15 protein-coding genes are annotated in these 13,655 nt (G+C 65.2%); 4 read left to right on the top strand and 11 right to left on the bottom strand.

What is annotated here, in order from left to right:
• The 3 genes from moaA to AC1D00_RS07165 all read right to left on the bottom strand — a co-directional run.
• Nucleotides 1-916, bottom strand: a 916-nt coding sequence (moaA, locus tag AC1D00_RS07175; protein WP_477010176.1) for a GTP 3',8-cyclase MoaA, incomplete at its 3' end; no start/stop codon positions are given.
• A gap of 109 nt (nucleotides 917-1,025) precedes the next feature.
• Entirely contained in the window at nucleotides 1,026-1,511 is a 486-nt protein-coding gene (locus AC1D00_RS07170; protein ID WP_477010178.1) for a hypothetical protein, read from the bottom strand.
• Between the two features lie 137 nt (nucleotides 1,512-1,648).
• Nucleotides 1,649-2,341 (bottom strand): HAD family hydrolase, encoded by a 693-nt coding sequence (locus tag AC1D00_RS07165; RefSeq protein ID WP_135173981.1) that lies wholly within the window; start codon nucleotides 2,339-2,341, stop codon nucleotides 1,649-1,651.
• Nucleotides 2,342-2,496: 155 nt separating this feature from the next.
• On the opposite strand from AC1D00_RS07165, the gene rpiA reads away from it, so the two are divergent.
• Genes rpiA through gor form a run of 3 tightly spaced genes read left to right on the top strand, consistent with a single transcriptional unit; the run spans nucleotide 2,497 to nucleotide 5,165 of the window.
• Nucleotides 2,497-3,222, top strand: coding sequence for a ribose-5-phosphate isomerase RpiA (gene rpiA / locus AC1D00_RS07160; RefSeq protein WP_477010175.1), 726 nt, complete (start codon nucleotides 2,497-2,499; stop codon nucleotides 3,220-3,222).
• A gap of 2 nt (nucleotides 3,223-3,224) precedes the next feature.
• Nucleotides 3,225-3,743, top strand: coding sequence for a DUF2059 domain-containing protein (locus AC1D00_RS07155; protein ID WP_135173979.1), 519 nt, complete (start codon nucleotides 3,225-3,227; stop codon nucleotides 3,741-3,743).
• 33 nt (nucleotides 3,744-3,776) lie between these two features.
• Nucleotides 3,777-5,165: a glutathione-disulfide reductase gene (gene gor, locus AC1D00_RS07150; protein ID WP_135173978.1), complete on the top strand. Its 1,389-nt coding sequence runs from the start codon at nucleotides 3,777-3,779 to the stop codon at nucleotides 5,163-5,165.
• Nucleotides 5,166-5,178: 13 nt separating this feature from the next.
• On the opposite strand, the gene AC1D00_RS07145 is transcribed toward gor, so the two are convergent.
• Nucleotides 5,179-6,111: an alpha/beta fold hydrolase gene (locus AC1D00_RS07145; protein ID WP_477010177.1), complete on the bottom strand. Its 933-nt coding sequence runs from the start codon at nucleotides 6,109-6,111 to the stop codon at nucleotides 5,179-5,181.
• Nucleotides 6,102-7,241, bottom strand: a complete 1,140-nt coding sequence (locus AC1D00_RS07140; RefSeq protein WP_477010174.1) for a hypothetical protein — start codon at nucleotides 7,239-7,241, stop codon at nucleotides 6,102-6,104. Before AC1D00_RS07140 ends, AC1D00_RS07145 begins: the two co-directional genes overlap by 10 nt.
• Before the next feature lie 404 nt (nucleotides 7,242-7,645).
• Between AC1D00_RS07140 and AC1D00_RS07135 the strand changes: the two genes are divergently transcribed.
• The gene (locus AC1D00_RS07135; RefSeq protein WP_027544531.1) at nucleotides 7,646-7,849 is read left to right on the top strand and encodes a hypothetical protein; all 204 of its coding nucleotides are present in this window, start codon (nucleotides 7,646-7,648) and stop codon (nucleotides 7,847-7,849) included.
• Here the strand turns inward: AC1D00_RS07135 and AC1D00_RS07130 are convergent.
• The 6 genes from AC1D00_RS07130 to AC1D00_RS07105 all read right to left on the bottom strand — a co-directional run.
• Nucleotides 7,834-8,019: a hypothetical protein gene (locus AC1D00_RS07130; RefSeq protein WP_135173972.1), complete on the bottom strand. Its 186-nt coding sequence runs from the start codon at nucleotides 8,017-8,019 to the stop codon at nucleotides 7,834-7,836. The two genes, AC1D00_RS07135 and AC1D00_RS07130, sit on opposite strands and share 16 nt — an antisense overlap.
• A gap of 87 nt (nucleotides 8,020-8,106) precedes the next feature.
• Nucleotides 8,107-9,336, bottom strand: coding sequence for a carboxylate-amine ligase (locus tag AC1D00_RS07125; protein ID WP_477010173.1), 1,230 nt, complete (start codon nucleotides 9,334-9,336; stop codon nucleotides 8,107-8,109).
• Nucleotides 9,337-9,356: 20 nt separating this feature from the next.
• Complete coding sequence (locus AC1D00_RS07120; RefSeq protein WP_477010172.1) at nucleotides 9,357-10,184, bottom strand: class II glutamine amidotransferase; 828 nt, start codon at nucleotides 10,182-10,184, stop codon at nucleotides 9,357-9,359.
• A gap of 108 nt (nucleotides 10,185-10,292) precedes the next feature.
• Nucleotides 10,293-10,922: an FMN-binding negative transcriptional regulator gene (locus AC1D00_RS07115; protein ID WP_477010171.1), complete on the bottom strand. Its 630-nt coding sequence runs from the start codon at nucleotides 10,920-10,922 to the stop codon at nucleotides 10,293-10,295.
• A gap of 74 nt (nucleotides 10,923-10,996) precedes the next feature.
• Complete coding sequence (pdxR, locus tag AC1D00_RS07110) at nucleotides 10,997-12,475, bottom strand: MocR-like pyridoxine biosynthesis transcription factor PdxR (RefSeq protein ID WP_477010170.1); 1,479 nt, start codon at nucleotides 12,473-12,475, stop codon at nucleotides 10,997-10,999.
• Nucleotides 12,476-12,665: 190 nt separating this feature from the next.
• Nucleotides 12,666-13,655, bottom strand: a 990-nt coding sequence (locus tag AC1D00_RS07105; RefSeq protein WP_477010169.1) for a 2Fe-2S iron-sulfur cluster-binding protein, incomplete at its 5' end; no start/stop codon positions are given.

Raw genomic sequence — 13,655 nt, 5'->3', positions numbered from 1 at the left:
GCATATCGTCGTCCGATGCACGCAGAGGCTTGCGCAGATCGGAGGCATCCTCGTGGCCGAGGCAGGTGTGCAGCGTGCCGGTGCAGGTAATGCGCACCCGGTTGCAGGATTCGCAGAAATTATGGGTCATCGGCGTGATGAAGCCGAGCTTGCCGCCGGTCTCGGCAATGCTGACATAACGCGCCGGGCCGCCGGTGCTTTCGGCGAGGTCCGTCAGCGTGAATTGCTGGGAAAGGCGCGCGCGCACCAGCGACAGCGGCAGATACTGGTCGATCCGTCCCGCGCCGATCTCGCCCATCGGCATGACCTCGATCAGCGTCAGGCCCATGTTCTTGCCGTGCGCCCAGCGCATCAGCTCGGGAAGCTCGTCCTCGTTGAGGTTCTTCAGCGCCACCGCGTTGATCTTCACAGCGAGTCCTGCGGCGCGCGCGGCCTCGATGCCTTCCAGCACCTTGTCGATCTCACCCCAGCGAGTGATCTCGCGAAACTTCCTGGGATCGAGCGTGTCGAGCGAGACGTTGATGCGGCGCACGCCGCAATCGGCAAGCTCCCGGGCATACTTTGCCAGCTGCGTGCCGTTGGTGGTCAGCGTCAGCTCGCCGAGGGCGCCGCTCGACAGGTGGCGCGACAGCGAGCGCACCAGCGTCATCACGTTGCGGCGGACCAGCGGCTCGCCGCCGGTGAGCCGCAGCTTCCTCACGCCCTTGGCGATGAAGGCCGAGCAGAGCCGGTCGAGCTCCTCCAGCGTCAACAGGTCCGCCTTGGGCAGGAACGTCATGTCTTCCGACATGCAGTAGAAGCAGCGCAGGTCGCAGCGGTCCGTGACCGAGACACGCAAATAGCTGATGGTCCGCCCGAACGGATCGGTCATGGCGCTCGACAGCGCTGCGCGGGGATTCGCGGAAGATCCGTTCATACCAAATGCCTTGTCACTGACGGCGACGGGCGCATCTTTGCTTCAACGGTGCCCTCGAAGCAATCTAAGCATCGCGGTGCCTGAGGACAATTGGGGGCGATAACGGAGGTCAGCGCTTGCCCGCGTTCGGATCGGGGAAGGGCGAGTCTCCGGCGGCCGGTGCGGCTGCTGCGGGCGCGGCTGCGGCCGGTTTCGGCTTCTTCGGCCGGTGCGGCTTCCTCACCGGCTTGGGCGGGGTGGCCGGCTGGAGTTCCGCAAACACCGGATTCGGATCGGTGGTGACCRAGGCGGGCGTGGTGAGATCGCCGGGGTTCTTGATGATGTTCACCGGGATGCTCGCCGGCTGGTACTTGGGCAGCGCGAAAGCAACCGTGAACGGGGCATCGGGGGCGGGAACGGAGACCGAGCAGGGGGTCTTGCAGCCTGGGCCGAGCGAGGTCTTGGCGTCAGCCCCCGGAGGGCTGGATTCGAGCTGGACCTGGACCGTCGGCGGCGCCGACTTGAACATGTCCCAGGACATCGAGGAGCAGCCACCAAGACCAGTTGCCCCCAGGAGACTCGCTCCCGCTAACGCAATCGCGCTGACACGACGCATGACCATCCACTTCTACTGCGACGAACCGCCACATCCCCGGGCCGACCTTAGGAGCGTCGTCTGGGGCAGGCAACCGGCGGGATGCGCATAGTTAATAGTTGGTTAACGCGGGGGATCTTCAGAATTGTTACAGAATTTCAGTGGCTTGCCGAGGCCCGCGCCGTCATCAGGCTATGGGCTGCGGCCGGCAGGTCGCGCATGTGATGGATCAGCCGGTCCGGCTTCAGCTCGGCGATCGGCACGTCCGTGTAGCCGAAGCTGACCCCGATCACGGGCACCCCGGCGCGCCGGGCCACGCCGACATCGGTTCCGGCATCGCCGACCATGATGCTGGCTTTGACCTCTCCGCCGGCGCGGGCGACCGTTTCCCGGAAAATGGCCGGATCCGGCTTCTGGACGCCAAAGGTGTCGGCGCCGCAGATCGCCGCGAAGCGGCGGCTGAGGTCGAGCTGGTCCAGCAGGCGCTTGGACAGCCATTCCAGCTTGTTGGTGCAGACGGCAAGGCGATGGCCTTGCGCCGCAAAATGGTCGAGCGCGGCCTCCAGCCCCTCGAAAGGCCGGGATTCGACCGCGATATGCTCGGCGTAATAGGCGATGAAATCCGCCGTCATCCGGTCCATGTCCGAAGGCGTCACGGTGCGACCCTCGGCCTCCAGGCCCCGCTCGATCAGCTTGCGGGCGCCGGCGCCGATCATGTTGCGGGCCGACTGCATCGGCACGGGCGGCAGGCCTTCGCGGTCGAGCACGTAATTCAGCGCGGTGATCAGGTCGGGCGCCGTATCCACAAGCGTGCCGTCGAGATCGAAGACGATGGTGTGAGGGGAGGTCATGGTCCAAGCGCTATCGGTCCGGCCGGGCGGGCGCAAGGGGCGACGCCATAAGATCAGCTTATAGGCCTGTTCCCGCGCGGAAAACGAGGCTACATAGGCCGCCGCAAGCGGCCACGATCGGCGGCGCATTCGTGACTTCAAAGGCGGGCGCAAACGTGAATATGGACCAGTTGAAACGGCAGGCGGCGGGGCGCGCTCTGGAAGAGGTGCGGGACGGCATGCAGCTCGGGCTCGGCACCGGCTCGACCGCAAAGCATTTCGTCGAGCTGCTCGGCGAGCGCGTCGCGGCCGGGCTCAAGGTCATCGGCGTGCCGACCTCCGAGGCGACGCGCCTCGATGCGGAGCGCTGCGGCGTGCCGCTGACCACGCTCGACGATATCGACCATCTCGACATCACCATCGACGGCGCCGACGAGATCGATCCCGAGCTCAACCTGATCAAGGGTGGTGGCGGCGCGCTGCTGCGCGAGAAGATCGTGGCGGCCGCATCGGATCGCATGATCGTGATTGCCGACGACACCAAATGGGTGCCGACGCTCGGCCGCTTCCCGCTGCCGATCGAGGTCATCCCGTTCGGGCTCGGGGCGACGCGCAGGGCGATCGAGACGGCATTTGCCGCCTGCGGCGTTTCCGGGCAAATGGCGGTACGCAAGGCCAAGGGCGGGGCGGAGGACAGCCACGTTTTCGTCACCGATGGCGGCCACTGGATCCTCGATGCCCAGCTCGGACGAATTGTCGATCCGCCCGGCCTCGCCAAGGCGTTGAGCGTGATCCCAGGCGTGGTCGAGCATGGGTTGTTCATCGGCTTGGCCAGCTCGGCTGTTCTGGCGGGCGGCGAGGGAATTCGCGTGATTGAACGGCGAAAGCCGAAAGGAGACTAGGAATGAAGAGCGTTTTGAAGTTGCTGCCCGCTGCGGGCCTTGCCTTGGGACTGGCTTTTGGCGCGGTCCCGGCCGCGGCACAGCAAGCCGCCGCGCCCAAGGCCTCGCCCGCGGCGATCGCGTCGGCCAGGGAAATCCTGAGCATGAAGAACGCCACCGCGATGTACGCGAACGCGGTGCCCGGCATGGTCGAGAAGGTCAAGGCGACGCTGATCGGACAGAACCTCAACTACCAGAAGGACCTCAACGAGCTGGCGCCGGTCGTGGCGCAGCAGCTGGCCGGCCGCGAGAAGGAGATCGGCGAAGGCATGGCGCAGGCCTATGCCGCCCAGTTCAGCGAGCAGGAGCTCAAGGACCTCGTCACCTTCTACAAGTCGCCGCTCGGCAAGAAGCTGATCGAAGCCGAGCCGCGCGCCATCGACCAGAGCATGAAGGTCATGAATTCCTGGGCACAGAGTTTCTCCGAAACCATTGCGAGCGCGTTTCGCGCCGAGATGAAGAAGCGCGGCAAGGAAATGTGACGAGGACGCGAGGCGGGAAGGTCGGAGTGGACAATGGCTGAATTCGACGTCGACCTTTTCGTCATCGGCGGCGGCTCGGGCGGCGTGCGCGCCGCCCGAATCGCGGCCGGCCACGGTGCCCGCGTCACGATCGCGGAAGAGTACCGCATGGGCGGCACCTGCGTGATCCGGGGCTGCGTGCCGAAGAAGCTGTTCGTGATCGGCTCGCATGTCCGTCACGAGATCGAGGACGCCGCCGGCTTCGGCTGGACCATCCCGTCCATGAGCTTCGACTGGGCGACGCTGATCGCCAACAAGGACAAGGAGATCGCGCGGCTGGAGGCGGCCTACACGACGAATGTCGAAAAGTCCGGCGCGCAGATCGTCAAGAGCCGTGCGGTGATCGAGGACGCCCACACCGTCCGCCTGCTCGAGAACGACAGGAAGGTCACGGCGAAGTACATTCTGGTCGCCACCGGCGGCGCACCCAACCACGGCGCTTCGATCCCCGGCATCGAGCACGTGATCTCCTCCAACGAGGCGTTTCACCTCAAGAAGTTGCCGAAGCGGATCGTGATCCAGGGCGGCGGCTATATCGCGCTGGAATTCGCGGGCATCTTTGCTGGCTACGGCTCCGACGTCACCGTGATCTACCGCGGCGACAACATCCTGCGCGGCTTCGACGAGGATGTCCGCGCTCACGTTCGCAGCGAGATGGAGAAGCAGGGCATCACCATTCTCACCGGCTGCACGGTGGCGAGGGTCGATCGCCATGGCGAGGAATTCACCACGCACCTGTCGAACGGCTCGAGCGTGGCGTCCGACCAGGTAATGTTTGCGATCGGCCGCCATCCGGCCGTCGCCAATCTCGGCCTGGAGAAGGCCGGCGTCGCCATCAATCCGAAGAACGGCGGCATCGCGGTCGACCATTTCTCCAAGAGCTCGGTCGACAGCATCTATGCGATCGGCGACGTCACCCATCGCCACAATCTGACGCCGGTCGCGATCCGCGAGGGGCATGCGTTCGCCGACACCGTGTTCGGCAAGCGCGAGGTGAAGGTGGATCATTCCTCTATCCCGACTGCGGTGTTCTCGCAGCCGGAGGTCGGCACCGTCGGTCTGACCGAGACCGAAGCGCGCGCGCAGTTCAGCCACGTCGACATCTACAAGACGACGTTCCGTCCCATCAAGGCGACGATGTCCGGCCGCGACACCCGCGTGCTGATGAAGCTCGTCGTCGACGGCTCATCCGACCGCGTGCTCGGCTGCCACATCGTCGGTGACGCCGCCGCCGAGATCACCCAGGCGGTCGCGATCGCGGTGAAGATGAAGGCGACCAAGGCCGATTTCGACGCGACGTTTGCGCTGCATCCGACCGCGGCCGAAGAACTCGTCACCATGCGCACCCCGACCGCGCGCCACGTGCGTCAGGCGGCGGAGTAGGGGCGCTACCGTCTCAATGCAACGTTCCGGCCGCGGCTTCCTCGACCGCAGCCATCAGGTCGGCCGTGTTCGATTGCTGGATCATGTGACCCGCGTCCGGGACGCGGTGCATCTTGCTGTGCTTGATCTCGTCATGCAGACGGCCCGACTGCTCGTCGATGTCGATGAGGCGATCGTCCTCGCCGGCCAGGATGGTAACCGGCATGGCCAGTTCGCCGTAGGTCTTCGCAGACAGCATTGCCGCAGGGACCATCAGCGCTGCCTCGGCGGCGCCGGCACGAAGCTGCGAGGGACGCACGGCCAACGATTTTGGAAAGCCGTCGAATTTTTGCGGGACGGATTTCGGTCCGAACAGCTGCCGCAGCATCGCCGGCCACATCAGACGGCTGAGGATCGGGGAAATCGTGTGACTGAGGATATCGCCGAATCCCGGTATCGCCGGCCCGGCCATCGCCATCATGGCATCGGTGCGTGCCGTCGGGAAATAATAGCCCGATGCCAGGATCAAGGCCTCGACCGTCGAGGGGTGTCTGCTTGCCAAGGCAATCGCAACCGACGCTCCCCAGGAATGTCCGAGCACGATCGCCTTTTCGACGCCGATATGCGCGAGCGCGTCCTTGAATAGATCGGCTTGCGCCGCGGGCGTCCACACCACATTGCGGGGCCGCAGGCTGTGGCCGAAGCCGGGACGGTCGAACACGATGACGCGATAGTCCTTCGCAGCGAGGTCAATCAGACCGCTCGACTCGAAATCCTGGATCATGCTGCCATTGCCATGGAGCAGGACCAGGGGGCGTCCGGATCCGCGCTCGACATAGTGCAGGCGAACGCCGTCGATGTCGATGAACCGTCCTTGTGGCGGGTTATCGCGTAGTGCCTTGTCGGCAAGCCGCCGATTGACGACCGCGGCCGCAGCGGCGGGCCTTTTTTTGTGCGCTACGCGTATAAATACCCGACCGCCTTGCCTTCGGTGCGCAGGGGACGGATGTCCTTGTGGGTGATGATTTGACTCGCGAGGCCGTCGATCTCGTCGCGCTGCGTCGGGGTCCAGCTGCGAAGGTCGTTCATGCCTTTGAGCAGGCCGAGCCGGAGGACCTGGGTGTTCTCACCGACGCCGACGAGGCTGACCGAGCTCTTGCCGGCGGTCACCACGTCGCCGGCAGAGAGTTCAAACGTCTCGCCGGACTTGTTCTTGAATTCGGCCGTGCCGCGGATGACGCGATAGATCACGACCTCGCCCTTGGCAAGCGAGGCGCCGTCCACCGCCGCCGACGTGCTCTTCGGCAGCAGCGACTGGCCGGGCGGGTCGGTTGCGATGATGTGGCCGGTGACGAGATGCCCGCTCGGAATCTCGATGCCGATATCGCGCACATGGACCGGCATCGCCGATTTGACCGAGCCATCGGTGAGCGGCTTGAACAGCGCATCCAGCGCTAGCGGGTCCTGAAGCCAGAAGCCTGCATCGACAGGACGATCATGCAGAGGATGGCTCCAGGCCACACGTGGCGTCTCGGCCTCGTTGATCTGGCTCGGACCGACGATGGTCGGGTTCGGAAAGGTGGTCGGATCGGTGATGAAGGCTTCGAGGAATTTGCCCGAATAGCCCATCGAGATCGGATCGGGCACCACCGTCTGCGGCGTCTTCAAATTCTCTTCGGTCGAGAGGCCCGACCAGGTGTAGAAGAGCTGGCGGTGCACGATCGCGCTTTGCAGCATCACCGCGCCCGGGCCGACACTGTAGAAGCGCCCGTCGTAGTCGAAGGTGAATGCGCCCGAGGTGACCAGCACGAGCTGAAAGCCGCCGGGCGGAAGATGAAGATGGAAATCGGTGGGGCCGGTGTCCGGGCGGTAGATCGGCAGATTGGTCGCGACTTCGTGCAGCAGGAAGGTTTCGTTGTTGGCGTGAAAGCCCTCGTTGGCGCGATTGTAGAGGGCTTGCGGCCGGTAGGTCGCCTCAAACTTCGCGTTCTTGTCGCGGTCGATCGCGACGAAGTCCTGATCGTTCAGGCGAAGGGGCGTGCCATTCGGACGGGTGAGGCCGGTGAATTTGAGATCGCCCGCAGCATGCACGTTCATGGCATTCTCCGATCTGATCCGCTCGTCCCGACTGCCCTGGTGGCGAGGGCGGGGACTTGGGGCCTGATGCGGCTCTGCGAATTTTGGGCCAGTTCGGTTGCGGAGCAGCAAGTCGCCTCCGCGGCTCGGGATGGCGAGCCCGGGTAGCAGAAAATCCAGTGGTTCCGCCGAAGGTTAGACCGCGCGTTGCGCGCGATTGCCCGACCGTCCTGCCGAACCTCGCGATCTCGCGAAGGTGACCCGAATTGTCTAATTTGTCGGCAAGCCCTGACGGGCAGCGTGCAGGGCATGGCTGCTCCCAGGCGCAACCGCGGAACGCATTCGGCTCGGCGGGATTAGGCGTCCTAGGTTGCCTTTTTGAACCGAGACAGCAGCTCTCGTCCGGCGCTAACCCGGGAGTTTCCATGCAAGACGGCTACGCAAGGCCGCAGGAGGCCGCCCGCTACATTGCGGAGATCTGCACCGAGCTGCGCGAGATCGCGCATACGGCCGGACTTTCATTCCTGGCTCACCTGCTCAGCATGGTGATCCTGCAAGCCGGAAGGCATTGCAGCACCGAGGCACAGGAATTCCGCAAGACGTCCGAAGCCGCTCATTCGAACGACTGAAGCGCGCTCCGCTCGGGCTTGCCGGAGGGGCTGTCCGCCCACTTCGCCATTTCCATGGTTCGCGCATCGACACCTTCGCACCAGAAGCAGCTTGATTCTGTCGCGCCCTTCTCGGACAGGATGGGCACCAGGCCGCGGCCGCAGCCGGCGCAACAGGTGATGTCGGTCATGCGTTTCTCCAAGACTCTGTACAGGACTCTGTACAAGACACAGCAAATTCCGGAATGCCGTTATCGTTCCCAAGGCTTGCGCGGAGGCTATGTCGATGCAGAAGCGGTGCGTCCGACCAGAGCGCCCGTTCCTGATATCGTCGATGTAGCAATCCATTGTGACACGGCCGCGATGTCGTTGCCGCTTTCACGGTAGGCGCGAAGCTGGAACTCTGCCGAGCTGCCGCGTTCCACGATGGTGCGGCAATGCTCGACCTCGGACGCGCAATTCAGCGCATCCGCGTCCTCGGCGATGCCGTCTATCAGGCGGGAGAGCAGCTCCGAGATGGTGACCGGCCCGTCCTTCGAGGCAAAAATGCAATCGGTGCCGTAGCGCTGCGCGCGCCATTTGTTCTCGACCRCGATCGCGCGCTCGACGACCGTGACCTCTTTCGACAGATGGGGCCGCCGATACAGACGCCGCGTCAGGCAGCGATAGAGCGAGGCAATGGCAACGGCGTCGTCGACGAAGGTGCAGGTGTCGGGCGCGCGAAGCTCGAGGGTCGGATGCTTCATGGAAGGGCGCATCGCCCACCAGATGTGACTCTCGTCGGGGATCACGCCGGAGCGCTGCAATGCGCCGACATACTCGTCGTAATCATACCTGCTCTCGAACAGTTCGGGCAGGCCGGTGCGCGGCAGCTCGGAATAGGCCGCCAGGCGGTAGCCCTTCAGGCCCGTCTTGTGCGAGTTCCAGAACGGGGAGGATGCCGACAGCGCGATGAACAGCGGCAGATGCGGCAGCATCGCCCGCATCACCGCCATGCGCTTCTCGGGATCGGGCAGCTGGACGTGCACATGCATGCCGCACATCATGTTGCGGTGGCCGATGCTGCGCAGATCCTCGATCATCTCCTCGTAGCGCGGCTTCGGGCTCGGTTGTGACATGCGCCAGACGGCGGTCGGATGGGTGCCGCAGGCCATGATCACGAAGCCGTACTGGGCGGCAACGTTCGCGACTTCGCGGCGGAGAAAGCGGAGCTCTTCGCGCGCGTCGTTGACGTCGACGTGAACGTTGGTGGCGACCTCGAGCTGGGATTGCAGCATCTCCCGCATGGCCTGGCCGCCGGTCGACCAGTTCGCCGACTCGAACAGCTCGTTGGGAGTCTGGATCGCAACCTCCAGGCTGCGCCGATCGGCGAGGAAGTATTCTTCCTCGATGCCGAATGAATACTCAGCGGCCTTGCCGCGACCGCCGGCCGAGCGAATGACGAGGTGCTGCTTGTCGTCGGAAGAATCGAGACGCAGCAATTTCAAAACGTCCGAAGTAAATGTCATCGTGCCACCCGGCGAGGGCATTACCTGCGGACAATAATCCTCCTGGCGGGGGCGGGTTCCGCGTCGGACCCGCTGGAAATTGCAAGGTTGAACGGAACAATTTTCGCACTTTCGGACGCGCGCGCGATCAGGGCGTGATTGGGCGGCACCTCGGTCCAGTCCGATTCCTTGTCGAACGGTTCGGACACGACGATGACCTGGCCGCCGGCCTCGCGGAAATAGAGCGTGTTGGCGGCATCGTTGACCGCAACGCGAAACGCATAGAGATCCCTGCCGTTGGCGATCGCGCTGGTGAAGCGCAGCCGCTCGCGAAGCTGGCCTTCATTGACGAGACCGACGAGCGATTGCAGTACGGCTTGCGTTGCGCCAAGCGGGTCGTTGTCGAGGCCGGCGCCCATGATGGCGAGGAACACGGCTTCGGAGTCGGTCGTCCCCAATCGCGACGGATAAAAGGCATCCGGGATCAGCGCCTCGACCTTGCGCCGCAGCCGGTTCCAGCTGCCGACAAATCCGTTGTGCATGAACATCCACTGGCCGCAGGCGAAGGGATGACAGTTCTGCCGCGTCACGGCCGTGCCAGTGGCGGCGCGCACATGGGCGAAGAAGAGGTGCGAGCGCAGATGACGGCAGAGGTAGCGCAAGTTTTCATCCGACCAGGCAGGGCGCGTTTCACGGTAGAGGCCGGGCTCGGGATGCTCGCCATACCAGCCGAGCCCGAACCCGTCGCCATTCGAGCCCGCGGTGGACTGGAGCGAGCGGATGCTTTGCGCGATCAGCGAATGCTCGGGCTCGGTGACGTAAGGTTCGAACGAGGTGGTCTCGCCCCGGTATGCGATCCAGCGGCACATGAGGTTTCCTTGGGGCTTCCTGTCAGGCGGAAGATGCATTGTGAGGTGCACCAACAAGCCCGACAGCAGGATGGTTCCGGGCACGGATGCCGGGAACAGAAGCTGCCCTCAGATCGGAAGCGGGATCAGACGTGCGGCCTCGCGATCGTGCGGGTTCTCGCTCGCCGCAAGCCCCTGCGCGACGCCGACACGGTCGGCCTCGGGGCGGTTCTGGCTCATCTTGCGCTTGCCCTCGAACCGCACGACGGGAATGCGCACGCCGACGATCCCGCGCAACTGCGCGGCGATGAAATCGGCGGGCGCATCACCGACGGCCCAGGGTTTGGCGCGCGCGCCTTCGTGTCTGTTCGTGAGCCGCGTGACCGCATCGAGCAGGGGCTCCGTCTCCCAAAAGAACTCGACCGGGCCATAGGCATGCACGGCAACGTAGTTCCAGGTCGGTACGACCTTTCCGGTTTCCTGCTTGGTCGCGTACCAGGACGGGGTCACATAGGCGTCGGGACCGCCGAAGATCGCCAGCGCGTCTCCGATCGGTGGCAGCTTCCATTGCGGGTTGGCCTTCGCCACATGTCCGTACAGCACGCCATGCTCGCCTTCGCTCTCGTCGAGAAAGAGCGGCAAGGGGGTGGCGACCGGGCCCTCGGCGGTGGCCGTCACCAGGCTGGCGAGGCGGGCGCCGCGGATGGTCGCCCGGATGCTCTCGATGTCGTCGTCCCTGAAGGCGGGGGGAATGTACATGGCGTGTCTCCGTATCAGGTCCCGAGATAATCGGAATCTGGCCTACGAGAAACTGCCAGTTCTTAACGATTTCATCAGTCCAGTTCATCGACGGCTTGCGCAAGAAGCTTGCAGCCGCGCTCGATCTGCGCGGTCTCCAGCGCCGAATAGCCCATGACGAGGCCGAGCGGCTTCCGCGCTCGACTACGGCCGGTCGAGCGGCCGTCGAACAGCGCGGAAACGGGATAGATGCCCACGCCCTTTGCGCGGGCCGCCTGGACCAACGCATCCTCGCGCTTCTGCGAAAGGCCATCGAACCACGCCACCACGTGCAGGCCTGCGGCCGTGCCCTCGATCCGGACGCGATCTCCGAACCGGCGGCGCAGCGCACCGAGCAGCGCCTGCTGGCGCTCGGCGTTGCGCCTGCGCACGCGCCTGACATGGCTGTCGTAAGCGCCGCTTTCGAGCATCGCGGCGAGGGCGTCCTGTTCGGCCAATGACGTGTGCCGGTCCATGATCTGCTTGGCGGCGGCGAACAGGGATCGCAGCTCCGCGGGCACGACCAGATAACCGATCCGCAAGGTCGGAGAGAGCGTCTTGGAGACGGTCCCGAGATAGATCACGTTGTCGCTGCCCTCCAGCGCATGCAGCGGCGGGATCGGCCTGGTGTCGTAGCGGTATTCGCTGTCGTAGTCGTCCTCGATCACATAGGCGTCGGCTTTCCTGGCCCAGGCGAGCAATTGGTGCCGGCGTCCGATCGGCATGACGCCGCCCAGCGGATATTGATGCGACGGCGTCACGTAGACGAGGCGGGCCTCGATGCCGTCGAGCCGTTCCGTCTGAAGGCCCTCCGCGTCGACCGGGATTGGCACCGTTTCGGCGCCGGTTGCCGCGAATGTGTACCGGGCCATCAGGTAGCCGGGATCCTCCATCACGAAGCGGTCGCCGGCGTCGAGCAGCAGGCGCGCACAGATGTCGAGGCCTTGCTGCGAGCCGTTCACGACGATGATCTGGTCCGTTTCGCAGCGGACGCTGCGCGATCGCCACAGATAGGCCTGAAGCGCGGTCCGCAGCCGCAGCGAACCGCAGGGGTCGTCATAGGCGAGCCGTTCTGGCTTGCGCGCCATAGCCGCCGTCACCGCCTTCTTCCATGCCAGCAGCGGGAAGTCCGACGGCGAGAGCTCGCCGTAGCGGAAGTTCGCAATGAGCCCGCGTGGCGGCTCGGTCCAGCGCGGCGGGTCATGCCGCAGCCGCTCGCCGAATGCCGACAGCCGCGCCTTGCGCGCCGACGACCGGGACGCAGTGCGCGTGCGTCCGCGCGCGACGACGGCACGGGCAACGCGCGGCCGTGCGCCATGGCGGGTCTCGATGAAACCTTCGGCCGCGAGCTGCTCGTAGGCGACCGTGACGGTCGAACGCGCCACGCCCAGCTCGCCGGCAAGCGCGCGCGAGGACGGCAACAGCCCGTCCGCCCCGTACACAAGCGACATGATCTGATCCCTCAGCGCCTCGTAGATCTGGCGCGCGCCCACGCGGCCGGCACTACGGCCGGGATTCGTCTTCATCTGGATCATCCACATTCCAGGCCGGCATTCGCCCGGACGGACGATGTCGGAATGTGGTTCTAATCCTGTTCACCGAGAGTTTCGACGTAAGCCTTGCCGTGGGGATAAAAATACTCCTTGCTCCCAGAGCTCCTCGAGTCCCGGCGCGTCTCAGTCCGCATCAAGCTCTCCCATGTCTGTCGCAAATGTGCTGATACCTTCAAAGATCGATCACGACGTCGCTTTGCGGGCGTGAACAGCAGATCAGGACATTGCCGTCCGCGGGCGGGTCGAGCGGGTCGGGTGCGTAGCTGACCTCTCCGGCCACGAGCCCGCTCTCGCAGTTGTGGCAAACCCCGGTCCGGCACGACCAGCGCACCGGGACGTCGCATGCTTCGGCCAGCTCGAGCAGGCTGGCATAGGATGATCCCCAGTGGACGTTGAGGCCGCTGCGCGCGAATGACACCATCGGGCCCGAGCCAGATGCTCCGACCGGCACATGTACGGGTGTCCGCGGCGAAGCCGCGATGCCTGGGGTGAGCGATGGCCTGGCGCCGAACAGCTCGGTGTGGATGTGATCCGGCGCGACGCCCAACGCGGCAAGGCCGGCCGTGAGATCGCTCATGAAAGCGGCCGGTCCGCAGAGATAGTAGTCGCCGTCGCGCGGCACGTTGAGCCCCTGGAGCAGGCGCTGATCCAGATGTCCGGCGCTGTCGAAATCCGCTCCCGGACGATCGGCCGGATCGGGCGCGCTGAAGCAGATGTGGCTGTGATGGCGAGCGAGCCCGGCCAACAACTCGCACGCCTCGGCGGCGAACGCATGTTCGCGGCCGTTGCGCGCGCCGTGCAGCCACCAGACGTCTCGCATCGTCCCTTCCGCCGCGAGCGCGTGGAGCATGGCGAGCACCGGCGTCACGCCGATGCCGGCACTGAGCAAGACGACGGGCCGCGCATCCTGCCGGAGCGTGAAGCTGCCGCGTGGCGCGCCGACCTCGACGACGTCGCCAATTCGCAGCCCGTCGGCAATATAGAGGCTGGCCGCGCCGTGCGCTTCCCGCTTGATGCTGATGCGATAGCACGCGACATCCGACAGCGAGTAGCTGCGCGTGATCGCTTGTGCCGCAGAAGGCCCGAGCCGTACGACGACAAATTGACCGGGCAAGGCGGCGGCCGCGCGATGCCCGTCCGTGGGTTCGAGGATCTGTGAGGT

The organism is Bradyrhizobium sp. P2_E8, from assembly GCF_056403875.1.
This window is presented reverse-complemented; position numbering and strand designations above follow the sequence as displayed.